The organism is Pseudomonas sp. DWP2-2, assembly GCF_049897065.1.
GTDB lineage: Bacteria > Pseudomonadota > Gammaproteobacteria > Pseudomonadales > Pseudomonadaceae > Aquipseudomonas > Aquipseudomonas paracarnis.
The window spans coordinates 1-22,235 of the sequence record NZ_JAFCVN010000007.1 but is presented as its reverse complement, the minus strand read 5'-3'; the positions used below and the strand labels follow the sequence as shown (position 1 = coordinate 22,235).

Here is a 22,235-nt window from a genome sequence, read left to right as displayed (position 1 = left end):
TGCGGCCCAGTCGACATATTGGTTACTAGAATCCTTTTCGCTGTCGCCTGTCACGAGGTAGAAACATGAACCCTATGCGAGCCCTTCGCCAATACCAGAAGGTCAATTCCCACGCACAGATCTCCGAAGCCAGCCCGCATCGCCTGGTGCAGATGCTGATGGAAGGCGGCCTGGATCGCATGTCCCAGGCCAAGGGCGCCCTGGCGCGTGGTGACATCGCACAGAAGGGTTTGATGCTCGGCAAGGCCATCGACATCGTTATCGGGCTGCGCGATGGCCTGGACGCTGAAAAGAGTGATAACCCGGCTTATGTTCAGCAGTTGGAAAGCCTTTATGTGTACATGACCAACCGGTTGATGGAGGCTAACCAACAAAACGACGCCGAGATCATCGACGAAGTCGCTCGCTTGATGATTACCGTAAAAGAAGGCTGGGATGCTATCGGCGCGCCACAAGGCGCAGCAGAATAAGGCCACGGGCCTTGAGGAACTCGTCATGAGCCACGCACTGCAACGCATTGATGAAACCCGTGAAGCCCTGGTCGACGCGCTGGCTGCGCGCAACTGGGATGCCATCAGCGAGCTCGACCTGGGCTGCCGCAGTGTGATCGATCAGGTGCTGAGCGAAGCGCCGGTGGATGAGGATGCGCTGCGTGGAAAGCTGGAAAGCCTGTTGGCGGTTTACCAGCAGTTGCTTGAGGTGACGACCGGCGAGCGCCAGGCGATTTTCGAAGAGATGTCGCAGATCAACCAAGCGAAAAATGCGTCAAAGGTTTACCATCTGTTCGGTTGAAAGGGCGCAGTTAATCCGAACGGCGCGTCATATATTTGACTATGCCATCATTTTTGACTTAACTAGTGCTGTTTTCAGATTTCAGACGTCTAGAAGGTAAGAAATCTTACAGACGTCTTGATTGCCCTCATTCCGGGGCAGGAAGTTTTACTAGGGAAGTTGCTATTGCATGTGGCGTGAAACCAAAATTCTGCTGATCGATGACGATAGCGTCCGCCGCCGCGATTTAGCGGTGATTTTAAATTTTCTCGGTGAAGAAAATTTGCCCTGCGGCAGCCACGATTGGCAGCAGGCGGTCAGCTCGTTGTCGTCGAGCCGTGAAGTCATTTGTGTATTGATCGGGACGGTAAACGCTCCTGGCGCAGTTCTGGGCCTGTTAAAGACACTGTCTACCTGGGATGAGTTCCTTCCGGTGTTGCTAATGGGCGATATTTCTTCCGTGGACCTGCCGGAAGACCAGCGCCGCCGCGTGCTATCCAACCTGGAAATGCCGCCCAGCTACAGCAAATTGCTCGATTCCCTGCACCGTGCCCAGGTCTATCGCGAGATGTACGACCAGGCCCGCGAGCGCGGCCGTCACCGTGAACCCAACCTGTTCCGCAGCCTGGTCGGCACCAGCCGCGCCATCCAGCACGTGCGCCAGATGATGCAGCAAGTGGCCGACACCGACGCCAGCGTGCTGATCCTCGGCGAGTCGGGCACCGGCAAGGAAGTGGTCGCGCGCAACCTGCACTATCACTCCAAGCGTCGCGACGGGCCCTTTGTGCCGGTCAACTGCGGGGCGATCCCGGCCGAGCTGCTGGAAAGCGAATTGTTCGGCCACGAGAAGGGCGCCTTTACCGGGGCGATCACCAGCCGTGCCGGGCGCTTTGAGCTGGCCAATGGCGGCACCCTGTTCCTCGACGAAATCGGCGACATGCCGTTGCCGATGCAGGTCAAGCTGCTGCGCGTATTGCAGGAACGCACCTTCGAGCGCGTGGGCAGCAACAAGACCCAGAGCGTGGACGTGCGCATCATTGCCGCCACCCACAAGAACCTCGAAAGCATGATCGAGGTTGGCAGCTTCCGCGAAGACCTGTACTACCGCCTTAACGTATTCCCCATCGAGATGGCCCCGCTGCGCGAGCGCGTGGAAGACATCCCGTTGCTGATGAACGAACTGATCTCGCGCATGGAGCACGAGAAGCGCGGCTCCATTCGTTTCAACTCCGCGGCAATCATGTCCCTGTGCCGCCACGGCTGGCCGGGCAACGTCCGCGAGCTGGCCAACCTGGTGGAGCGCATGGCGATCATGCATCCGTACGGGGTGATCGGCGTGGTCGAGTTGCCGAAGAAATTCCGCTACGTCGACGACGAGGACGAGCAGATGGACAGCCTGCGCAGCGACATGGAAGAGCGCGTGGCAATCAACGGCCATACTCCAGACTTCGGCGCTAGCGCGATGTTGCCGCCCGAAGGCCTGGATCTCAAGGACTACCTCGGCAACCTGGAACAAGGCCTGATCCAACAGGCGCTGGATGATGCCAACGGCATCGTCGCCCGGGCCGCCGAGCGCCTGCGTATCCGTCGCACCACCCTGGTGGAGAAGATGCGCAAGTACGGTATGAGCCGCAAAGAAGGTGATGAACAGGCGGATGATTGACGCCTGTTTTTCAACTACCTGATTTATAGGTGGTTTTTTTTCGGCACGGGTATTGCTACAGCCCTCGCAACGTTCCGTTTAACTGACGGTCAGCCAAGCGAGAGAGCATCATGCCCCACGCCGCCCAACTATCTTCGGCCCCTGCCATCCAGGGGCTGGTTTCGCCTGTAGAGCCGCCGACCCGCCAGGGCCTGGAGCACGCGCTCTCGCAGTTCAACCAGATGTCGAGCCAGCTGACCGACTCCTACAGTCTGCTTGAGGCCCGGGTTTCCGAGCTTAAAGGCGAACTGGCGGTGGTCAGCGCCCAGCGCATGCAAGAGCTGGCCGAGAAAGAGCGTCTGGCCAACCGTCTGCAAAACTTGCTGGACCTGTTGCCCGGTGGCGTGATCGTCATCGACGACCAAGGCCGCGTTCGCGAAGCCAACCCGGCGGCCTGCGACCTGCTTGGCTTGCCGCTGGAAGGCGAGCTGTGGCGTGAAGTCATCACCCGCTGTTTTGCCCCCCGTGAAGACGACGGCCACGAAGTCTCCCTCAAGGACGGGCGCCGGCTGTCCATTGCGACCCGTTCCCTGGACGCCGAGCCAGGCCAGCTTGTGCTACTCAATGACCTGACAGAAACCCGGCACCTGCAAGATCAGTTGGCTCGCCATGAGCGGCTGTCGTCCCTGGGGCGGATGGTCGCTTCCTTGGCGCATCAGATTCGTACGCCGTTGTCGGCGGCATTGATCTACGCCAGCCATTTGACTGACGAGCAATTACCAGCGGCCACCCACCAACGCTTTGCCGGGCGCCTCAAGGAGCGCCTGCATGAGTTGGAACACCAAGTACGTGACATGCTGGTATTTGCCCGCGGCGAACTGCCGCTGACCGATCGCGTTACCCCTGCCGGTTTGATGCAGTCGCTGCAAGCGGCAGCGGCGACCCATGTGCAGGAGGCCAACCTGCGCTGGCAGTGCGACAGCCACCAGGGCGAATTGCTGTGCAACCGCGACACCCTGGTGGGCGCGCTGCTCAACCTGATCGAAAACGCTACCCAGGCCAGTGGCCCCGGGGCGCGCCTGAAAGTGCACCTGTATAGCCGCGGACAAACCCTGCGTCTGTGCGTCAGCGACAGCGGCAGCGGTATCGCCCCGCAGGTGCTGCAGCGCCTGGGCGAGCCGTTTTTTACCACCAAGACCAACGGCACTGGCCTGGGCCTGACCGTGGTCAAGGCAGTGGCCCGTGCCCATCAGGGACAATTGCAGCTGCGTTCGCGCCTGGGGCGTGGCACCTGTGCATTGATGACCTTGCCGCTGTTTTCCAGCGCGGCAAGCGCGGAGTAAGAGGATGATGGCTATCAAGGTTTTATTGGTGGAAGACGATCGCGCCCTGCGTGAAGCATTGGCTGACACGCTGCTGTTGGCGGGCCATGACTACCGTGCGGTCGGCTCTGCCGAGGAAGCCTTGGAGGCGGTCGAGCAGGAAACCTTCAGCCTGGTGGTCAGCGACGTCAACATGCCCGGCATGGACGGCCACCAGTTGCTCGGCCTGCTGCGGGTGCGCCAGCCGCAACTGCCGGTGCTGCTGATGACCGCCCATGGCGCGGTGGAGCGGGCGGTGGATGCCATGCGTCAGGGCGCGGCGGATTACCTGGTCAAGCCGTTCGAACCCAAGGCGTTGATCGAACTGGTCGCCCGGCATGCCCTGGGCGTGATGCCCGCAGCCGACGGCGATGGCCCGATTGCCTTTGAGCCGGCCAGCGCGCAATTGCTGGAACTGGCAGCGCGGGTGGCGCGCAGTGATTCCACTGTGCTGATTTCCGGCGAGTCCGGCACCGGTAAAGAAGTGCTGGCGCGTTATATCCACCAGCAATCGGGCCGTGCCAAACAACCGTTCATTGCGATCAACTGCGCGGCGATCCCCGACAACATGCTGGAAGCCACCTTGTTTGGCCATGAAAAGGGCTCGTTCACCGGCGCCATCGCGGCCCAGGCCGGCAAGTTCGAACAAGCCGACGGCGGCACCATTCTGCTCGACGAAATCTCGGAAATGCCCCTGGGCCTGCAAGCCAAGTTGCTGCGGGTATTGCAGGAGCGTGAAGTGGAGCGCGTGGGCGCACGCAAGCCGATCCAGCTGGATATCCGCGTGGTCGCCACCACCAACCGCGACTTGGCGGGTGAAGTGGCGGCGGGGCGCTTCCGTGAAGACCTGTTCTACCGGTTGTCGGTGTTCCCGCTGGCCTGGCGCCCATTGCGTGAGCGCCCGGCGGATATCATTCCCCTGGCCGAGCGCCTGCTGAACAACCACGTCAAAAAAATGAAGCATGCCCAGGCGCGTTTATCGCCCGAGGCGCAGGCGTGCCTGGTCAGTTACCCATGGCCGGGCAACGTGCGCGAGTTGGACAACGCGATCCAGCGTGCGCTGATTTTGCAGCAGGGCGGTTTGATCCAGCCGCAGGATTTCTGCCTGGCCATGGGCAATGGCGCTGCGCCGTTGCCGAGCCTGGCCCCGGCTCCAGTGGTCGTCGAGGCTGAATCAGCCGGTGCCTTGGGCGATGACCTGCGCCGCCGCGAATTCCAGATGATCATCGACACCCTGCGCGCTGAACGTGGCCGCCGCAAAGAAGCGGCCGAGCGCCTGGGCATCAGCCCGCGTACCTTGCGCTACAAGCTGGCGCAGATGCGCGACGCCGGTATGGATGTGGAAGCCTATCTGTTCGCCACCTGACTTCGCGCCCATACCGTTTTTTTGTAGGAGCGAGCTTGCTCGCGAAAAACGTCAACGATAACGCGTGCTTCCTGGATGCTCGCGGCGTCCATGAGTTCTTCGCGAGCAAGCTCGCTCCTACCAAAAACGTGCGGTAACAAGTTCGACAAGCTTTGTCGCCTTTTCTTACGAGTTGCTCCAGAGCTGGCACCCTTGTTGCTACCACCCCTAGTAACCGCTGCGTAGTGTCAAAAAATTGCGGGTCGTCGGAGAGAGAAGGTCATGAGCCAGGGTATTGAGTTCAATCGGTTGATGTTGGATATGCGCGCCATGCAAATGGATGCCATGGCTCAACCGAAATCCGTCGCGCCAGCGCCGGAATTGGGCCAAAGCAATTTTGCCGACATGCTCGGTCAGGCAATCAATAAAGTCAGCGATACCCAGCAGGCGTCCAGCCAGTTGGCGACGGCCTTCGAGATCGGTAAAAGCGGCGTGGACCTCACCGATGTGATGGTCGCCTCGCAAAAGGCCAGTGTGTCCTTCCAAGCCTTGACCCAAGTACGTAACAAGCTGGTTCAGGCGTATCAAGACATCATGCAGATGCCGGTTTAAGGACGAGATTTAAGTCATGGCTGAAGCAGTCTCCGACAACCTCCCCGCCAAGGCCGACGGCAAACCGCCGTTGTTTGGCCTGTCGTTCCTGGAAAACCTCTCGGAAATGACCATGCTGCGTCAGGTGGGCCTGATGGTGGGCCTGGCCGCCAGCGTGGCGATTGGTTTTGCCGTGGTGCTGTGGTCGCAGCAACCCGATTACCGCCCCCTGTACGGCAGCCTGTCGGGCATGGATTCCAAGCAGATCATGGAAACCCTCGCCGCCGCCGACATCGCCTACACCGTGGAGCCCAACTCCGGCGCCTTGCTGGTCAAGGCTGATGACGTAGCCCGCGCGCGGATGAAACTGGCCGCCGCTGGCGTGGCGCCGTCCGACAGTAACATTGGTTTTGAAATCCTCGACAAGGACCAGGGTCTGGGCACCAGCCAGTTCATGGAAGCCACCCGCTATCGTCGTGGCCTGGAAGGCGAACTGGCGCGCACCATTTCCAGCCTCAATAACGTCAAGGCCGCCCGTGTGCACCTGGCGATTCCGAAAAGCTCGGTGTTCGTGCGTGACGAACGCAAGCCCAGCGCCTCGGTCTTGGTCGAGCTGTTTGCTGGCCGCTCCCTGGAGCCTGGCCAGGTACTGGCGATCGTCAACCTGGTGGCAACCAGTGTTCCCGAATTGAGCAAGTCGCAAATCACCGTGGTGGACCAGAAGGGCAACCTGCTGTCCGACATGGCCGAAAACTCCGCGCTGACCCAGGCCGGCAAGCAGTTCGACTACAGCCGCCGCATGGAAAGCATGCTCACCCAGCGCGTGCATAACATCCTGCAACCGGTACTGGGCAACGACCGCTACAAGGCTGAAGTGTCGGCCGACGTGGACTTCAGCGCCGTCGAGTCCACCTCCGAACAGTTCAACCCGGACCAGCCGGCCCTGCGCAGCGAGCAGTCCACCAGCGAACAACGCACCGCCAGCAATGGCCCCCAAGGTGTGCCAGGCGCCCTGAGCAACCAGCCACCCGCGCCGGCCTCGGCACCGCAAACCACTGGTGGCGCCGCCGCCACGGCTGGCGCGATCCAGCCTGGCCAGCCGCTGTTGGACGCCAACGGCCAGCAGATCATGGACCCGGCCACCGGCCAGCCGATGCTTGCGCCATACCCTGCGGACAAGCGTAACCAGTCCACCAAGAACTTCGAACTCGACCGTTCCATCAGCCACACCAAGCAGCAGCAGGGCAAGATCAATCGCCTGTCGGTGTCGGTGGTGGTCGATGACCAGGTCAAGGTCAACCCTGCGGACGGCGCGGTGACCCGTGCGCCTTGGACGGCTGACGAACTGGCGCGCTTCACTCGTCTGGTGCAGGACGCTGTTGGCTTCGACGCCAGCCGTGGCGACAGCGTCAGCGTGATCAACATGCCGTTCTCCGCCGAGCGCGGTGAAGTGATCGCTGACCCGGCGTTCTACACCCAGCCGTGGTTCTGGGACATCGTCAAGCAAGTGCTGGGGGTGCTGTTCATCCTGGTGCTGGTGTTTGGTGTATTGCGCCCGGTGCTCAACAACATCACTGGCGGCGGCAAGAAGCAACTGGCGCTGGCCGGTGGCGACGTCGAGTTGGGTGGCATGGGCGGCCTGGACGGCGAACTGGCCAACGACCGCGTCAGCCTCGGCGGCCCGCAAAGCATCCTGTTGCCAAGCCCGAGCGAAGGCTATGACGCTCAGTTGAACGCAATCAAGAGTCTGGTGGCAGAAGACCCGGGCCGTGTGGCTCAGGTCGTGAAAGAGTGGATTAACGCAGATGAATGATCGAGCCGCTGTGGCCAAGCTGTCCCGGGTCGACAAAGCCGCCGTGCTGCTGCTGTCCCTGGGTGAAACCGACGCTGCTCAAGTGCTGCGCCACATGGGCCCTAAAGAGGTCCAGCGAGTGGGCGTGGCCATGGCGCAGATGCGCAATGTGCACCGCGAGCAAGTCGAGCAGGTGATGAGCGAGTTCGTCGAGATCGTCGGCGACCAGACCAGCCTGGGCGTCGGATCCGACAGCTACATTCGCAAGATGCTCACCTCGGCCCTGGGCGAAGACAAGGCCAACGGCCTGATCGACCGCATCCTGCTGGGTGGCAACACCAGCGGCCTGGATAGCCTCAAGTGGATGGAGCCGCGGGCAGTGGCCGACGTGATCCGCTACGAGCACCCGCAGATCCAGGCGATCGTGGTGGCCTACCTGGACCCGGACCAGGCCGGCGAAGTGCTTGGCCACTTCGACCATAAAGTGCGCCTGGACATCATCCTGCGTGTGTCGTCGCTGAACACTGTGCAACCGGCGGCGCTCAAAGAACTCAACACCATTCTGGAGAAGCAGTTCTCCGGCAATTCCAACGCCTCGCGCACCACCCTGGGTGGCATCAAGCGCGCAGCCGACATCATGAACTTCCTCGACAGCTCGGTCGAAGGCCAGTTGATGGACTCGATCCGCGAGATCGACGACACCCTGTCCGGCCAGATCGAAGACCTGATGTTCGTGTTCAACAACCTGGCCGATGTCGACGACCGTGGCATCCAGGCGCTGCTGCGCGAAGTGTCCTCGGACGTGCTGGTGCTGGCGCTCAAGGGCTCGGACGAAAACGTCAAAGAAAAGATCTTCAAGAACATGTCCAAGCGTGCGTCCGAATTGCTTCGCGACGACCTGGAAGCCAAGGGCCCGGTGCGCGTCAGCGACGTGGAAACCGCCCAGAAAGAAATCCTCACCATTGCCCGCCGTATGGCCGAAGCCGGAGAAATCGTTCTCGGCGGGAAGGGCGGCGAAGAAATGATCTAAGGCGCCTTGCATGTCGACTAAAGATGAGGCGCCCAGCGATCTGATTCGCGCGCGGGATGTCGGCGGCTTCGACATCTGGTCGCTGCCCAGTTTCGACCCCCATGTGCCGGAGCCCGAGCCTGAACCGGTTGAAGAACCTCCGGCAGAGATGGAAGAAGTGCCACTGGATGAAGTCCAGCCACTGACCCTCGAAGAGCTGGAAACCATTCGTCAGGAGGCCTACAACGAAGGCTTCGCGGCGGGGGAAAAAGACGGTTTTCGCAGCACCACCCTCAAGGTTCGCCAGGAAGCCGAGGCGGCGCTGGCCACCAAGCTGGGTAGCCTGGAGCGCTTGATGGGCAACCTGTTCGACCCTATCGCCGAACAGGACTCGCAGCTGGAAAAATCCATGGTTGGCCTGGTGCAGCACATCGCGCGCCAAGTGATCCAGCGCGAACTGGTGCTCGATTCCAGCCAGATCGAAGGCGTGATGCGCGAAGCCCTCAAGCTGCTGCCCCTGGGCGTCGGCAATGTGCGGCTGTACATCAACCCCCAGGATTTCGAACAGGTCAAAGCCCTGCGCGAGCGCCATGAAGAAACCTGGCGCATCGTCGAAGACGCTTCGTTGCAGCCAGGTGGTTGCCGTGTCGAAACCGAGCACAGCCGCATCGATGCAACGGTGGAAACCCGCATCAGCCAGATCATGGCCAAGTTGTTCGATCAACTGCATGAACAAGCCCTGCACCCCGCCGAGCCTGACCTGAGCGTTGACCTGGACGCCACCGATGCGCCTTGATCGCACGAGCTTCGCCAAGCGCCTGGGCAGCTACGCCGAGGCCACTGAGTTGCCCGGCCAGCCGGTTCTTGAAGGGCGTTTGTTGCGCATGGTCGGCCTGACTCTCGAAGCCGAAGGCCTGCGCGCCGCAATGGGCAGCCGCTGCCTGGTGATCAACGACAACAGCTACCACCCGGTGCAAGTCGAAGCCGAGGTGATGGGCTTTTCGGGCAGCAAGATTTTCCTGATGCCGGTCGGCAGCCTCACCGGCATTGCCCCCGGCGCCCGCGTGGTGCCGCTGGCCGACACTGGCCGCCTGCCCATGGGCATGAGCATGCTGGGCCGCGTACTCGACGGGGCCGGTCGTGCGCTGGACGGCAAGGGCGGCATGAAGGCCGAAGACTGGGTGCCGATGGACGGCCCTACCATCAACCCGCTCAAGCGCAACCCCATCAGCGTGCCGCTGGACGTGGGCATTCGCAGCATCAACGGTTTATTGACGGTCGGTCGCGGCCAGCGCCTGGGCCTGTTCGCCGGTACCGGCGTGGGTAAGTCGGTATTGCTGGGCATGATGACGCGCTTTACCGAGGCCGACATCATTGTGGTGGGGCTGATCGGCGAGCGGGGCCGCGAAGTGAAGGAGTTCATCGAGCACAGCCTCGGTGAAGAAGGGCTCAAGCGTTCTGTTGTCGTCGCTTCTCCGGCAGACGATGCACCGCTGATGCGCCTGCGTGCGGCGATGTACTGCACGCGCATCGCCGAATATTTTCGCGACAAGGGCAAGAACGTCCTGTTGCTGATGGACTCGCTCACGCGTTTCGCCCAGGCCCAGCGCGAGATCGCTTTGGCCATCGGTGAGCCGCCCGCGACCAAGGGTTACCCCCCGTCGGTATTTGCCAAGCTGCCCAAGCTGGTAGAGCGTGCCGGTAATGCCGAAGCCGGCGGCGGCTCGATCACCGCGTTCTACACCGTGTTGTCTGAAGGCGACGATCAACAGGACCCGATTGCCGACTCGGCCCGGGGTGTGCTCGACGGCCACATCGTGCTGTCGCGGCGCCTGGCGGAAGAGGGGCATTACCCAGCCATCGATATCGAAGCGTCCATCAGCCGGGTGATGCCGGCGGTGGTCACGCCGGAGCATATGGCCCGTGCCCAGCAGTTCAAGCAGCTGTGGTCGCGTTACCAGCAAAGCCGTGACCTGATCAGCGTCGGCGCCTATGTGGCCGGTGGCGACCGCGACACCGACCTGGCCATCGCCTTGCAGCCGCAACTGGTGACCTACCTGCGCCAGGGTCTCAACGACAAGATCACCATGGGCGAGAGCCAGTCGCACTTGCAGTCCATCTTCGCCCCGGCGCCGGGCGGCTAAGCCATGGCCAACAGCCGCGCCGCACGCCTGGCCCCGGTGGTGGACATGGCCGAAAAGGCCGAGAAAGCCGCCGTACAGCGCCTGGGTTACTTCCAGGGCCAGGTGCGGTTGGCCCAAAGCAAGCTGGGCGACCTGGAGCGTTTTCGTGGCGAGTACCAACAACAGTGGATCGAGCGCGGCAGCCAGGGTGTTTCCGGCCAGTGGTTGATGGGGTACCAGGGCTTTCTCAATCAGCTTGAAACCGCCGTCGGCCAGCAACGCCAGAGCCTGGCCTGGCACGAGGCCAACCTCGACAAAGCCCGCGAGGCCTGGCAACAGGCGTTTGCCCGGGTCGAGGGGCTGCGCAAGCTGGTGCAGCGCTACATCGACGAAGCGCGAGCCATCGAAGACAAGCGCGAGCAAAAACTGCTCGATGAATTGTCCCAGCGCCTTCCCCGCCCAGAACAGTTCTAACCGGCACCACAAATCCAGTGTGGGAGCTGGCTTGCCTGCGATGGCGGTGGTTCAGTTAAAGATTCAGTGGCTGACACGCCGCCACCGCAGGCAAGCCAGCTCCCACAGTTGATTCACTGTGTTGCTCAGATGCGCTTCAACTGCTACACCTTGTGTCTAGTGCAATGACAAGGAAGCAGTCACATGTCAGTCGAGTCAGAAGTATCCCTGGACGGGAAGAAGTTGACGATCGCAATCAAGGGCCGGTTCGATTTCGGCAGTCACCAGGCGTTTCGGGAAGCCTACGAGCGTTTCTACAAGGTCCCCGAGACCTATATCGTCGACCTCAAGGATGCCACCTATATGGACAGTTCAGCCCTAGGCATGCTGCTGTTGCTACGGGATCATGCCGGCGGTGATGACGCCGAAGTCAGAGTGATCAACAGCAGCAACGACGTGCGCAAGATCCTCGCCATCTCCAACTTCGACAAACTGTTCGATATCAATTGAGCGTCCTGGCCCCTGTCCTGGAGGCGCTGACCATCCTGATCGCCGAAGACAGCGCCGCCGACCGCCTGTTGCTGGCGAGCATCATCCGCCGCCAGGGCCATCAGGCGCTGACTGTCAGCAATGGCGCCGAAGCGATTGAGGTGTTTGCCCGCGAGCGTCCGCAACTGGTGTTGATGGACGCACTGATGCCGGTCATGGATGGCTTTGAAGCCGCGCGGCAGATCAAGCAACTGGCGGGGGAGGCGCTGGTGCCGATCATCTTCCTCACGTCGCTGCGCGAAAGCGAAGCCCTGGCCCAGTGCCTGGACGCCGGCGGCGATGACTTTCTGCCCAAGCCCTATAACCCCTTGATCCTGGCGGCCAAGATCAACGCCATGGACCGCCTGCGCCGCCTGCAAGCCACGGTTTTGCAACAGCGTGACCTGATCGCCAGGCATCACGAACACCTGATGCATGAGCAGCGGGCGGCCAAGGCGGTGTTCGACAAGGTCGCCCATTCCGGTTGCATCAACGCCGCGCCGAATATCCGCTACCTGCAATCGCCTTATGCGTTGTTCAACGGTGACCTGTTGCTGGCGGCCTACACACCGTCCGGCGATATGCACGTGCTGCTAGGGGATTTCACTGGCCATGGCTTGCCGGCCGCCATCGGCGCCATGCCCCTGGCCGAGGTGTTCTACGGCATGACCGCCAAGGGCTATGGCCTCACGCAGACCCTGCGGGAAATGAACGCCAAGCTCAAGCGTATCCTGCCGGTAGACATGTTCTGCTGTGCCACCTTGCTGTGCCTGAGCGCCCAGCGGCGTGCGGTGGAGGTGTGGAACGGCGGCATGCCCGAAGGCTATGTGCATGAAGTCGCCACGGGCAGGCGCACGCCATTGATGTCGCGGCACCTGCCCTTGGGGGTGTTGTCGGCAGAGGCGTTCGATGACAGCACCGAGGTCTGGCCCATGGCGTTGGGCGACCGGGTATTCCTGCTCTCCGACGGCGTGTTGGACACCGCTGACGCCAACGATCAACTGTTCGGTGCCGAGCGCTTGCAGCGGGTGTTCGCCGCCAACCGCGAGCCCGACCGCCTGTTCGAGGACATCGAGCAGGCCCTGGCGGCCTTTCGCGGCCAGGCGCGCGATGACGTCAGCATGGTCGAGATCACGTTGCAGGCGGGCCAACCCTTGCGGGCGGCAGAACCGATGTATGCCGACAGCGGCCAGTCATGCCCGCTGGATTGGTCGGTGAGTTTCGAATTCCGCGCCCAGACGCTCAGGACCTACAACCCGCTGCCGTACCTGCTGCAGCTGCTGTTGGAGATCCACGGCCTGCGCGAGCAGAGCGGAGCGCTTTACAGTGTGATGGCCGAGTTGTATTCCAACGCGCTGGAGCATGGCGTGCTGGGCCTGGACTCACGCCTCAAGCGCGATGCCCAAGGGTTTGCGCAGTATTATCGCCAGCGCCATGAGCGCCTGGCGCAGTTGGACAGCGGCTATGTGCGCGTGCATATGCAGGTGGTGCCCACCGACAAGGGCGGCAAACTGACCTTGCGCCTCGAAGACAGCGGGCAGGGTTTTGATGTGGAGCAAGAGCTGGCGCGCCCCGTGGACATCGACCGTCTGTCTGGTCGGGGACTGAGCTTGGTGCGTCAACTGAGCAGCGCTGTAGGCTGGTCCGATGGCGGGCGCACTGTCTGCGTGGAGTTTTGTTGGGCGGCTCTGGCATAATCCGCCGATTCTTGATCAAGGAGCGAGCAAGTGGCTGAGATTCATATGGACCCCGAGGTGTTGTCGGGTTTGCAGGAAGTCATGGAAAGCGAATACCCCACGCTGCTGGACACCTTTCTGCATGATTCTGAAGAGCGCGTGCAAGCGCTGCGCAAGGCGCGGGACGACGCCAAGACGTTGGGGCGCATCGCACACAGCTTCAAGGGCAGCAGTGGCAACTTGGGGGCGCTGCGGTTGGCAACGTTGTGTGAGCGGTTGGAGACCGAGTCCTTCAAGTCTGCTTCCGACTTGGGGGCGTTGGTGGATCAGATTGATCGTGAGTTTGCGCTGGTTCGGCCGCTTTATGAGCATGAACGGGAGCGGTTTTCTGGGGTTTGATATTTTATCGGCCTGACTTGGCCCGACTCTTGCTCTACCTCCACAGACTGCATCCCCGACCCCATGCAGTGGAGACCCTTACTTATGCCAGTCGCCCCCAATTCGCTTCTTCAGGCTGCCGCTGCGGCCAAGCCTCAAGCGCCTGCCGCCACGCCTGCGGTAGCGCCTGCGGCTCCGCGGGACAAGGGCGCTGGCTTCGCTCAAGTGTTTGCCAAACAAGCTGCCAAGCCGCAGGCCAAGAGCGACGACGCGCCAGCCAAACCGGTGCGCGACAAGGCTTCTGATGCCAGCGCCAAACCGGCCGCCGGCGACGATAAACCTGCCGCCAGCTCGCCAGCGGTTGCCGATAGCGGCAATCCCTTGCCTGCCAAGCCGGCCAAGAGCGACGACCACGCTGACAGTGAAGGCGAGCAACCTGCCGACCCGTCCCTGGCGTTGCAACCGGTTGCCGACCCGGCGCTGGTTGCTACCGTGACGCCTGCGGCGGTGCCTGTGCCCGTACAAGCGCCTGCCGTCACGGCCGCAGATGACAACGCCCAGCCGCTCATCGCGGTAACCGAGGAGCCCAAGCAGCCAACCTTCGACCCTGAGGCCGACCCGCTGGATTCGATGCCGGCCGTGCGCCTGGCGATGGAGCAGGGCGGTCATGTCTCGGCCAGCAGCCAGGCGCCGCAGAAAGCCGCGCCCACCACTCAGGACCAGCCGACCGCCGCGCAGAGCTTTGCCGCCGGCCTGGCCAACATGGTCGACCAGCAAGCCACCAAGGACAGCACCGACCAGGGAGGCGACAAGGCCTTCGGCGCGCTGATCGATGACGGCCTCAAGGACCTCAAGAACGCCAGCAGCGACACCCGTGTGGATGACTTCGCCAACCGCCTGGCTGCGCTGACCCAGGCGGCCACGCCGAAAACCGCGAATGCCTTGCCGCCCGTCCCCAATGCGCCCCTGGCCATGCACCAGAGCGGCTGGACCGAGGAGGTGGTCAACCGCGTGATGTATCTGTCCAGCGCCAACCTCAAGTCGGCTGAGATCCAGTTGCAGCCCGCTGAGCTGGGGCGCCTGGACATCAAGGTCAACATGACGGCGGACCAGCAGGCCCAGGTCAACTTCATGAGCGGCCATGCGGTGGTGCGTGAAGCGCTGGAAAGCCAGTCTGGCCGTTTGCGCGAGATGTTTGCCCAGCAGGGCATGGGGCAGGTGGATGTGAATGTCTCCGACCAGTCGCGGGGCCAGGACCAGCAGCAACAGCAGAGCCAGGCGCGAGGCGTCAGTAGCAGCGGCAGGCGCGCTGACAGCGGCGACGCCGGTGGCCCTGTGGATGTGGCCGAAGTGGCAGCGCCCGTGAGCCAGAGCGTGATCGGCTCCAGCGCCGTCGACTACTACGCCTGACTTCCTGCTCAAACCCGGTCAATGTGGGAGCTGGCTGATCGTTCCCACGCTCTGCGTGGGAATGCCACCCCGGACGCTCCGCGTCCCGAAGTCGGCGATGTTTTCGACCGTTGCGCACGGTGACGCGAAGCGTCACAAGATGCATTCCCACGCAGAGCGTGGGAACGATCATCTTCCTGCGCCTGCCAGACAACTCTGGCATAACACTTGCTCTTGCCTTGCCATAGATCTACGAATCCCCGAATAGTGACGGATTATTGGCATGGCGAAGAGCGACGACGCAGCAACTCCCCCCGCAGGCAAAGGCAAGCTCAAGCTGATCCTGTTGATTGTGCTGGGCCTGCTCCTGGCGATCGGTGCCTCGGTGGGCGGCACCTGGTACATCATGCACAGCAGTGCGAGCAAACCGGCGCCCACCGCCGAAACTGCCACGAACGTCAAGCAACCGGCAATCTTCGAGCAGATGCTTCCGGCCTTTGTCGCCAACTACAACCAGAATGGTCGTCAACGCTACCTGCAGGTGAGCATCACCTTGCTGGCGCGCAACCAGGCGGACCTGGATGCCCTCAAGGTGCATATGCCGGTGATCCGCAACAACCTGGTGATGCTGTTCTCCGGGCAGAGCTTCGACAGCCTGGCCACGCCAGTCGGCCAGGAAATGTTGCGCCAGAAGGTCACTGCCAGCGTGCAGGAAGTGGCCCAGAAAGAACTCGGCAAAGTCGTGGTCGAGCAGGCGCTCTTCACTAACTTCGTATTGCAGTAGGATCACGACATGGCCGTGCAAGACCTGCTGTCCCAGGATGAAATCGACGCGCTGTTGCATGGCGTGGACGATGGTCTGGTACAGACCGAAATGGCTGCCGAACCCGGCAGCGTCAAAAGTTATGACCTGACCAGCCAGGATCGCATCGTGCGGGGACGCATGCCGACCCTGGAGATGATCAACGAACGCTTTGCCCGCTACACCCGCATCAGCATGTTCAACATGCTGCGCCGCTCGGCGGACGTGGCCGTGGGCGGCGTGCAGGTGATGAAGTTCGGTGAGTACGTGCACTCGCTGTACGTGCCCACCAGCCTCAACCTGGTCAAGATCAAGCCGTTGCGCGGTACCGCGCTGTTCATCCTCGACGCCAAGCTGGTGTTCAAGCTGGTGGACAACTTCTTCGGTGGCGACGGCCGTCACGCCAAGATCGAAGGGCGTGAATTCACCCCCACCGAACTGCGGGTGGTACGCATGGTGCTGGAGCAGGCCTTCATCGACTTGAAGGAAGCCTGGCAGGCGATCATGGAAGTCAATTTCGAGTACATCAACTCGGAAGTGAACCCGGCCATGGCCAACATCGTCGGCCCCAGCGAGGCCATTGTGGTGTCGACCTTCCACATCGAACTCGATGGCGGTGGCGGCGACCTGCACGTGACCATGCCTTACTCGATGATCGAACCGGTGCGCGAAATGCTCGACGCCGGCTTCCAGTCCGACCTCGACGATCAGGACGAACGCTGGGTCAAGGCCCTGCGCGAAGACCTGCTGGACGTCGACGTGCCGCTGAGCGCCACCGTGGCCCGCCGTCAGTTGCGCCTGCGGGATATTTTGCACATGGCGCCTGGGGACATCATCCCCGTCGACTTGCCGGAAGAGTTGATCATGCGCGCCAACGGCGTGCCGTCATTCAAGGTCAAGCTCGGTTCCCACAAGGGCAACCTGGCGCTGCAAGTGGTTGAGCCGATCAACCGCCGCTGATTCAACCCCAATTCATGATTGTTTGCTGCGCCGAGGACATGTAATGGCTACCGAACACGAAAACACTTCCGCCGAAGACCAGGCCCTGGCTGACGAGTGGGCTGCGGCCCTGGAAGAAACCGGCGATGTTGGCCAGGACGACATCGACGCGCTGCTGGCCGCCGACGCCGCCACCGCGCCGGCCGGCAACCGCCTGGCCATGGAAGAATTCGGCAGCGTGCCGAAGAACAACGACCCGGTGAGCCTCGATGGTCCGAACCTGGATGTGATCCTCGACATCCCGGTGTCGATTTCCATGGAAGTGGGCAGCACCGAAATCAACATCCGCAACCTCTTGCAGCTCAACCAGGGCTCGGTGATCGAACTGGACCGCCTGGCCGGCGAGCCATTGGACGTGCTGGTCAACGGCACCCTGATTGCCCATGGCGAGGTGGTGGTGGTCAACGAGAAGTTCGGCATCCGCCTGACCGACGTGATCAGCCCGAGCGAACGCATCAAGAAGTTGCGCTGAGATGAAGTACTCGATGGCGGGACTGTTGCTGGCGCTGCCATTGAGCGCCTTGGCGGCTGAGCCGGTGGCGCAGGTGGCTGCGGCGCCAGCGGTCGGCAGCGTCGGCGGGCAGTTGACGCAACTGGTGCTGGGCCTGTTGCTGGTGATCGGCCTGATCTTCCTGCTGGCCTGGTTGATGCGCCGCGTGCAGCGCATCGGCCCGGGCAACGGCCAAGTGATAGAGCTGGTGGGCTCGCGCGCCCTCGGCCCGCGTGATCGGCTGGTGCTGGTGCAGGTGGGCGAAGAGCAGATCCTGCTCGGCATCACCCCCGGCCGCATCATCCCGCTGCATGTACTCAAGACCCCGGTGGACGCGGTCAAGACCGAAGCCGCCACGCCAGAATTCGCCCAGCGCCTGATGGAGTTGCTGGGCAAGGATCAGAAGGATAAGAAGTAATGCGCGTTTTGTTGACGCTCATGCTGTTGCTGGCCGCGCCGATGGCCCTGGGCGCCGACCCGTTGTCGATCCCGGCGATCACCCTGGGCACCAACGCGGCGGGCGCCCAGGAATATTCGGTCAGCCTGCAGATCCTGCTGATCATGACGGCGCTGAGTTTCATCCCAGCGTTCGTCATGCTGATGACCAGCTTTACGCGGATCATCATCGTCTTCTCGATCCTGCGCCAGGCCCTGGGCCTGCAGCAGACGCCGTCGAACCAGATCCTCACCGGCATGGCACTGTTTTTGACACTGTTCATCATGGCGCCGGTGTTCGACAAGGTGAACCAGCAAGCCCTGCAACCTTATCTGGCGGAAAAGCTCACAGCCCAGGATGCCATCGACAAGGCCCAGGGCCCGATCAAGGACTTCATGCTGTCGCAAACCCGCTCCAGCGACCTTGAGCTGTTCATGCGCCTGTCCAAGCGCACCGACATCGCCACCCCGGACCAGGCACCGCTGACCATCCTGGTACCCGCGTTCGTCACCTCCGAATTGAAGACCGCGTTCCAGATCGGTTTCATGATCTTCATCCCGTTCCTGATCATCGACTTGGTGGTGGCGAGCGTGTTGATGGCCATGGGTATGATGATGCTGTCGCCGCTGATCATCTCGTTGCCGTTCAAGATCATGCTGTTTGTGCTGGTGGACGGTTGGGCGCTGATTATTGGCACCTTGGCCGGCAGTTTCGGAGGGGTATAGCGCTATGACGCCAGAAGTCGCCGTCGACCTGTTCCGCGAAGCGCTGTGGCTGACTACCCTGATGGTCGCCGTGCTGGTGGTGCCGAGCCTGTTGGTGGGCCTGCTGGTGGCGATGTTCCAGGCGGCCACCCAGATCAACGAACAAACCCTGAGCTTTCTGCCGCGCCTGCTGGTGATGCTGGTGACCCTGATCGTTGCCGGCCCGTGGCTGGTGCAAACCTTCATGGAATACATCCTGCAGTTGTACGGCAGTATTCCGCAGTTGATCGGCTGAGCCGATGCAATCGTTGCTGGCCTTGACCGACACCCAGATCAGTACCTGGGTGGCCTCGTTCATCCTGCCGCTGTTTCGCGTCACGGCGATGCTGATGGCCATGCCGGTGTTCGGCACCACCCTGGTTCCGCGTCGTGTACGCCTGTATTTCGCGGTGGCGATCACCGTGGTAATCGTGCCTGGCCTACCGCCGATGCCGCCGGTGAACGCCCTCGACCTGAGCGCCTTGCTGCTGATTGCCGAACAGATTCTGATCGGCGCCATGCTGGGGTTTTCCCTCATGCTGTTCTTCCAGGCGTTTGTGATCGCCGGGCAAATCATCTCGATCCAGATGGGCATGGGTTTCGCGTCCATGGTCGACCCCACCAACGGCGTGTCGGCGGCGGTGATCGGGCAGTTCCTGACCATGCTGGTGACCTTGCTGTTTCTGGCCATGAACGGTCATCTGGTGGCGTTCGAAGTCTTGACCGAAAGCTTCACCACCTTGCCGGTGGGCTCGGGGTTGGTGGTCAACCATTTCTGGGAGCTGGTGGGGCGCCTCGGCTGGGTACTGGGGGCTTCGCTGTTGCTGGTGCTGCCGGCGATCACTGCGCTGCTGGTGGTCAATATCGCCTTCGGCGTGATGACCCGTGCGGCGCCGCAACTGAATATCTTCTCGATTGGTTTCCCGCTGACCCTGGTGTTGGGTATGGGGATTTTCTGGGTCGGCCTGGCTGACATTCTCAATCAGTATCAACCGCTGGCCACCGATGCCTTGCAGTTCTTACGTGACCTGGCACGGGCGCGCTGAGCCATGGCCGAGAGCGAGAGTGGTCAGGACAAAACAGAAGACCCCACGGAGAAACGTAAAAAGGACTCCAGGGAAAAGGGCGAGATCGCGCGCTCCAAAGAGCTCAACACCTTCGCCACCATGATCGCCGGTGCAGGCGCCTTGCTGATCTACGGCGGTGGCCTGGCGCTGGACCTGCTGGAGATGATGAAGCACAACTTCAGCTTGCCGCGCGAAGTGTTGCTCAACCCCGATGCCATGGGCCAGTACCTGCTGCACTCGGGCAAAATCGCGCTGCTGGCGGTGCAGCCGATCCTGATCACCTTGTTGCTGGCCGCGCTGATCGGCCCGGTGGCCCTCGGCGGTTGGCTGTTTGCCGCGGGCAGCATGGCGCCCAAGTTCAGCCGCATGAACCCGGGGGCGGGGCTCAAGCGCATGTTTTCCGCCAAGGCCCTGGTGGAATTGCTCAAGGCCCTGGCCAAGTTTTTCCTGATTCTGTTCGTGGCGCTGGCGGTGTTGTCGTCCGACATCGACGATTTGCTGCGCATTGCCCATGAGCCGCTGGAATCAGCGATCATCCACAGCGTGCAAGTGGTGGGCTGGAGTGCGCTATGGATGGCGGCCGGGCTGATCCTCATCGCCGCCGTGGATGCGCCGATCCAGTTGTGGGAAAGCCACAAGAAACTGCTGATGACCAAGCAGGAAGTGCGCGACGAGCACAAGGACCAGGAAGGCCGCCCCGAGGTCAAGCAACGCATCCGCCAACTGCAGCGGGAAATGTCCCAGCGCAAGATGATGGCCTCGGTGCCCGACGCCGATGTGGTCATCACCAACCCGACTCACTACGCCGTAGCGCTTAAGTACGACCCGGAGAAGGGCGGCGCACCGATGCTGCTGGCCAAGGGCAGTGATTTTACCGCGTTGAAAATCCGCGAAATCGCGGTGGCCAACGACATTCTGTTATTGGAGTCGCCAGCATTGGCGCGCTCGATTTTCTACTCCACCGATCTGGACCAGGAAATCCCGGCCGGCTTGTACCTGGCCGTTGCACAGGTACTGGCCTACGTTTACCAAATCCGTCAATACCGCGCCGGCAAGGGCAAGCGGCCTGATCCGCTCAAGGATTTGCCGATCCCGCCGGACCTGCGTCGCGATTCCTGAACGCTGCTGCTCACTGTAGGAGCGAGCTTGCTCGCGAAAAACTCACCGTCGCCGCGTTCATCCTGACTTACCGCGTTATCGTTACCCACCTTCGCGAGCAAGCTCGCTCCTACAGTGGTGTGCTGTTTACCTGTCAACTTTGACAGTAGCCATTACGCCGCCTTCACTGTTTGATACAGCGATGAGGCGTGCAGCTCTGCACGACTCGGGAGGCGGTGATGGATAGGGGTACGGTCAGGTGGTTTGATGCGGTCAAAGGCATCGGCTTTATTGCCCGGGATCGCGATGGCAACGAGGTTGCCGTTCAGTCGACAGGCGCTCAACACGGTAACGTTCCACCCACCCCTCCCAAACCGCGAAAACCCCGCAAGCGCAAGAAACCCTCGGATGCATGAATCTTCTGCTGTTCCACCGCTACCACCCATCGGCAGCTCACGTCTACCTGTCAACTTTGACAGTAGCCAAAGGATGTTTCCCGTTGTTCTATGACTGAACCAAACACTGCGCGTATGTAGTAAACGAGATGCAGGGAGAGCGGGATTGAAGGTGGCTACAGGAACTGTCAAATCCTATGACTGGGTCAGGGGCGATTGGCTGATCGAATTGGATGATGAGGCAGAAGAGGTATTTATCAATCGCAAGGATTGGCGTTGCACAGCGCTGTCGGTGGGTAAGCAACTGAGGTTTCAAATGGTCCATCGGCCCAAGGGCATCTATGCGTTGCCCGTCAGGGTGCATCACCGGGGTGGGTTGGGTTCTGAGTGAGTGTAAGGAGATCGGCAATGGCAGCGGGTACTGTGAAATGGTTTAACGCGGAGAAGGGGTTTGGTTTTATTGCCCTGGAGGATAGCGGGGATGACGTTTTCGTCCATTACTCGGCAATCCAGTCGCAGGGGCAAAAAATCCTGGAGGAAAACCAAAAAGTAGAATTTGACATCACGCAAGGGCCTAAAGGCCCTCAGGCTGAGAATGTGCGGCCAGTTTAAAAACTGAATCACATGTGGGAGCTGGCTTGATCGTTCCCATGCTCCCGCGTGGGAACGCATCGCGTGACGCTCTGCGTCACCCTTGCAGAGTGCTCAAGTCGTGCGCCTGGCTCGGGACGCGGAGCGTCCCAGGCGGCATTCCCACGCAGAGCGTGGGAATGATCCAGGGAGCCGCGTTATTGTTCTAGCCTCAGGTATCAAGCCTCTTGATCGTTCCCACGCTCCCGCGTGGGAGCGCATCGCGTGACGCTCTGCGTCACCCTTGCAGAGTGCTCAAGTCGTGCGCCTGGCTGGGGACGCGGAGCGTCCCAGGCGGCATTCCCACGCAGAGCGTGGGAATGATCGAGGGAACCGCGTTATTGTTCTAGCCTCAGGTATCAAGCCTCTTGATCGTTCCCACGCTCCCGCGTGGGGAACGCATCGCGTGACGCTCTGCGTCACCCTTGCAGAGTGCTCAAGTCGTGCGCCTGGCTCGGGACGCGGAGCGTCCCAGGCGGCATTCCCACGCAGAGCGTGGGAATGATCGAGGGAACCG

Annotated in this window: 24 protein-coding genes; all 24 read left to right on the top strand. The window is 61.7% G+C overall.

Going from position 1 to position 22,235, the window contains the following annotated elements:
* Window positions 1-65: 65 nt before the first annotated feature.
* The 24 genes from fliS to ACP7CZ_RS16695 all read left to right on the top strand — a co-directional run bounded on the left by fliS (window position 66) and on the right by ACP7CZ_RS16695 (window position 21,700).
* The gene (gene fliS / locus ACP7CZ_RS16810; protein ID WP_054898643.1) at window positions 66-470 is read left to right on the top strand and encodes a flagellar export chaperone FliS; all 405 of its coding nucleotides are present in this window, start codon (window positions 66-68) and stop codon (window positions 468-470) included.
* A 25-nt stretch (window positions 471-495) separates the two neighbouring features.
* Window positions 496-792, top strand: a complete 297-nt coding sequence (locus tag ACP7CZ_RS16805; protein WP_034126783.1) for a flagellar protein FliT — start codon at window positions 496-498, stop codon at window positions 790-792.
* A 169-nt stretch (window positions 793-961) separates the two neighbouring features.
* A complete protein-coding gene (locus ACP7CZ_RS16800) occupies window positions 962-2,434 on the top strand; it encodes a sigma-54 dependent transcriptional regulator (protein WP_034126784.1) in 1,473 nt (490 codons plus the stop codon).
* Between the two features lie 110 nt (window positions 2,435-2,544).
* A complete protein-coding gene (locus ACP7CZ_RS16795; RefSeq protein ID WP_096143465.1) occupies window positions 2,545-3,756 on the top strand; it encodes a sensor histidine kinase in 1,212 nt (403 codons plus the stop codon).
* Between the two features lie 7 nt (window positions 3,757-3,763).
* The gene (locus ACP7CZ_RS16790; protein ID WP_070415488.1) at window positions 3,764-5,140 is read left to right on the top strand and encodes a sigma-54-dependent transcriptional regulator; all 1,377 of its coding nucleotides are present in this window, start codon (window positions 3,764-3,766) and stop codon (window positions 5,138-5,140) included.
* 261 nt (window positions 5,141-5,401) lie between these two features.
* Window positions 5,402-5,731, top strand: a complete 330-nt coding sequence (fliE, locus tag ACP7CZ_RS16785; RefSeq protein WP_003192959.1) for a flagellar hook-basal body complex protein FliE — start codon at window positions 5,402-5,404, stop codon at window positions 5,729-5,731.
* A 16-nt stretch (window positions 5,732-5,747) separates the two neighbouring features.
* Window positions 5,748-7,523: a flagellar basal-body MS-ring/collar protein FliF gene (gene fliF / locus ACP7CZ_RS16780; protein ID WP_014719351.1), complete on the top strand. Its 1,776-nt coding sequence runs from the start codon at window positions 5,748-5,750 to the stop codon at window positions 7,521-7,523.
* On the top strand, window positions 7,516-8,532 hold the full coding sequence (gene fliG / locus ACP7CZ_RS16775; RefSeq protein WP_003192957.1) for a flagellar motor switch protein FliG: 1,017 nt from the start codon (window positions 7,516-7,518) through the stop codon (window positions 8,530-8,532). Before fliF ends, fliG begins: the two co-directional genes overlap by 8 nt.
* Before the next feature lie 10 nt (window positions 8,533-8,542).
* Entirely contained in the window at window positions 8,543-9,307 is a 765-nt protein-coding gene (gene fliH, locus ACP7CZ_RS16770; RefSeq protein WP_054920178.1) for a flagellar assembly protein FliH, read from the top strand.
* Complete coding sequence (gene fliI / locus ACP7CZ_RS16765; protein WP_034126786.1) at window positions 9,297-10,655, top strand: flagellar protein export ATPase FliI; 1,359 nt, start codon at window positions 9,297-9,299, stop codon at window positions 10,653-10,655. Before fliH ends, fliI begins: the two co-directional genes overlap by 11 nt.
* 3 nt (window positions 10,656-10,658) lie before the next feature.
* Entirely contained in the window at window positions 10,659-11,108 is a 450-nt protein-coding gene (gene fliJ, locus ACP7CZ_RS16760; RefSeq protein WP_003192954.1) for a flagellar export protein FliJ, read from the top strand.
* A 183-nt stretch (window positions 11,109-11,291) separates the two neighbouring features.
* Window positions 11,292-11,597 (top strand): STAS domain-containing protein, encoded by a 306-nt coding sequence (locus ACP7CZ_RS16755; protein WP_034126788.1) that lies wholly within the window; start codon window positions 11,292-11,294, stop codon window positions 11,595-11,597.
* The gene (locus ACP7CZ_RS16750) at window positions 11,594-13,312 is read left to right on the top strand and encodes an ATP-binding SpoIIE family protein phosphatase (RefSeq protein WP_197901371.1); all 1,719 of its coding nucleotides are present in this window, start codon (window positions 11,594-11,596) and stop codon (window positions 13,310-13,312) included. Before ACP7CZ_RS16755 ends, ACP7CZ_RS16750 begins: the two co-directional genes overlap by 4 nt.
* Window positions 13,313-13,342: 30 nt before the next feature.
* The gene (locus tag ACP7CZ_RS16745) at window positions 13,343-13,690 is read left to right on the top strand and encodes an Hpt domain-containing protein (protein ID WP_014719347.1); all 348 of its coding nucleotides are present in this window, start codon (window positions 13,343-13,345) and stop codon (window positions 13,688-13,690) included.
* 84 nt (window positions 13,691-13,774) lie between these two features.
* Complete coding sequence (locus ACP7CZ_RS16740) at window positions 13,775-15,079, top strand: flagellar hook-length control protein FliK (RefSeq protein ID WP_197901372.1); 1,305 nt, start codon at window positions 13,775-13,777, stop codon at window positions 15,077-15,079.
* Between the two features lie 262 nt (window positions 15,080-15,341).
* Window positions 15,342-15,842, top strand: a complete 501-nt coding sequence (gene fliL / locus ACP7CZ_RS16735) for a flagellar basal body-associated protein FliL (RefSeq protein ID WP_019818373.1) — start codon at window positions 15,342-15,344, stop codon at window positions 15,840-15,842.
* A 9-nt stretch (window positions 15,843-15,851) separates the two neighbouring features.
* Complete coding sequence (fliM, locus tag ACP7CZ_RS16730; RefSeq protein ID WP_014719344.1) at window positions 15,852-16,820, top strand: flagellar motor switch protein FliM; 969 nt, start codon at window positions 15,852-15,854, stop codon at window positions 16,818-16,820.
* A gap of 43 nt (window positions 16,821-16,863) precedes the next feature.
* Window positions 16,864-17,331, top strand: a complete 468-nt coding sequence (gene fliN, locus ACP7CZ_RS16725) for a flagellar motor switch protein FliN (RefSeq protein WP_003192941.1) — start codon at window positions 16,864-16,866, stop codon at window positions 17,329-17,331.
* A 1-nt stretch (window position 17,332) separates the two neighbouring features.
* Entirely contained in the window at window positions 17,333-17,767 is a 435-nt protein-coding gene (fliO, locus tag ACP7CZ_RS16720; RefSeq protein ID WP_294166987.1) for a flagellar biosynthetic protein FliO, read from the top strand.
* Entirely contained in the window at window positions 17,767-18,510 is a 744-nt protein-coding gene (gene fliP / locus ACP7CZ_RS16715; RefSeq protein WP_003192937.1) for a flagellar type III secretion system pore protein FliP, read from the top strand. The genes fliO and fliP overlap by 1 nt, the downstream gene beginning before the upstream one ends.
* Before the next feature lie 4 nt (window positions 18,511-18,514).
* Window positions 18,515-18,784, top strand: coding sequence for a flagellar biosynthesis protein FliQ (fliQ, locus tag ACP7CZ_RS16710; RefSeq protein WP_003192936.1), 270 nt, complete (start codon window positions 18,515-18,517; stop codon window positions 18,782-18,784).
* Between the two features lie 4 nt (window positions 18,785-18,788).
* Window positions 18,789-19,574, top strand: a complete 786-nt coding sequence (gene fliR, locus ACP7CZ_RS16705) for a flagellar biosynthetic protein FliR (protein WP_034126792.1) — start codon at window positions 18,789-18,791, stop codon at window positions 19,572-19,574.
* A gap of 3 nt (window positions 19,575-19,577) precedes the next feature.
* Window positions 19,578-20,714 carry a flagellar biosynthesis protein FlhB gene (flhB, locus tag ACP7CZ_RS16700; protein WP_054920172.1) on the top strand — a complete coding sequence of 379 codons (1,137 nt, stop codon included), beginning with the start codon at window positions 19,578-19,580 and terminating at the stop codon, window positions 20,712-20,714.
* Window positions 20,715-21,496: 782 nt separating this feature from the next.
* Window positions 21,497-21,700 (top strand): cold-shock protein, encoded by a 204-nt coding sequence (locus tag ACP7CZ_RS16695; protein WP_294167003.1) that lies wholly within the window; start codon window positions 21,497-21,499, stop codon window positions 21,698-21,700.
* Window positions 21,701-22,235: the final 535 nt, after the last annotated feature.

What these genes read in the sequence shown, in the direction of transcription:
- fliS (WP_054898643.1), top strand. Translation starts at nt 66, where the DNA reads ATGAACCCTATGCGAGCCCTTCGCCAATACCAGAAGGTCAATTCCCAC.
- ACP7CZ_RS16805 (WP_034126783.1), top strand. Translation starts at nt 496, where the DNA reads ATGAGCCACGCACTGCAACGCATTGATGAAACCCGTGAAGCCCTGGTC.
- ACP7CZ_RS16800 (WP_034126784.1), top strand. Translation starts at nt 962, where the DNA reads ATGTGGCGTGAAACCAAAATTCTGCTGATCGATGACGATAGCGTCCGC.
- ACP7CZ_RS16795 (WP_096143465.1), top strand. Translation starts at nt 2,545, where the DNA reads ATGCCCCACGCCGCCCAACTATCTTCGGCCCCTGCCATCCAGGGGCTG.
- ACP7CZ_RS16790 (WP_070415488.1), top strand. Translation starts at nt 3,764, where the DNA reads ATGGCTATCAAGGTTTTATTGGTGGAAGACGATCGCGCCCTGCGTGAA.
- fliE (WP_003192959.1), top strand. Translation starts at nt 5,402, where the DNA reads ATGAGCCAGGGTATTGAGTTCAATCGGTTGATGTTGGATATGCGCGCC.
- fliF (WP_014719351.1), top strand. Translation starts at nt 5,748, where the DNA reads ATGGCTGAAGCAGTCTCCGACAACCTCCCCGCCAAGGCCGACGGCAAA.
- fliG (WP_003192957.1), top strand. Translation starts at nt 7,516, where the DNA reads ATGAATGATCGAGCCGCTGTGGCCAAGCTGTCCCGGGTCGACAAAGCC.
- fliH (WP_054920178.1), top strand. Translation starts at nt 8,543, where the DNA reads ATGTCGACTAAAGATGAGGCGCCCAGCGATCTGATTCGCGCGCGGGAT.
- fliI (WP_034126786.1), top strand. Translation starts at nt 9,297, where the DNA reads ATGCGCCTTGATCGCACGAGCTTCGCCAAGCGCCTGGGCAGCTACGCC.
- fliJ (WP_003192954.1), top strand. Translation starts at nt 10,659, where the DNA reads ATGGCCAACAGCCGCGCCGCACGCCTGGCCCCGGTGGTGGACATGGCC.
- ACP7CZ_RS16755 (WP_034126788.1), top strand. Translation starts at nt 11,292, where the DNA reads ATGTCAGTCGAGTCAGAAGTATCCCTGGACGGGAAGAAGTTGACGATC.
- ACP7CZ_RS16740 (WP_197901372.1), top strand. Translation starts at nt 13,775, where the DNA reads ATGCCAGTCGCCCCCAATTCGCTTCTTCAGGCTGCCGCTGCGGCCAAG.
- fliL (WP_019818373.1), top strand. Translation starts at nt 15,342, where the DNA reads ATGGCGAAGAGCGACGACGCAGCAACTCCCCCCGCAGGCAAAGGCAAG.
- fliM (WP_014719344.1), top strand. Translation starts at nt 15,852, where the DNA reads ATGGCCGTGCAAGACCTGCTGTCCCAGGATGAAATCGACGCGCTGTTG.
- fliN (WP_003192941.1), top strand. Translation starts at nt 16,864, where the DNA reads ATGGCTACCGAACACGAAAACACTTCCGCCGAAGACCAGGCCCTGGCT.
- fliO (WP_294166987.1), top strand. Translation starts at nt 17,333, where the DNA reads ATGAAGTACTCGATGGCGGGACTGTTGCTGGCGCTGCCATTGAGCGCC.
- fliP (WP_003192937.1), top strand. Translation starts at nt 17,767, where the DNA reads ATGCGCGTTTTGTTGACGCTCATGCTGTTGCTGGCCGCGCCGATGGCC.
- fliQ (WP_003192936.1), top strand. Translation starts at nt 18,515, where the DNA reads ATGACGCCAGAAGTCGCCGTCGACCTGTTCCGCGAAGCGCTGTGGCTG.
- fliR (WP_034126792.1), top strand. Translation starts at nt 18,789, where the DNA reads ATGCAATCGTTGCTGGCCTTGACCGACACCCAGATCAGTACCTGGGTG.
- flhB (WP_054920172.1), top strand. Translation starts at nt 19,578, where the DNA reads ATGGCCGAGAGCGAGAGTGGTCAGGACAAAACAGAAGACCCCACGGAG.
- ACP7CZ_RS16695 (WP_294167003.1), top strand. Translation starts at nt 21,497, where the DNA reads ATGGCAGCGGGTACTGTGAAATGGTTTAACGCGGAGAAGGGGTTTGGT.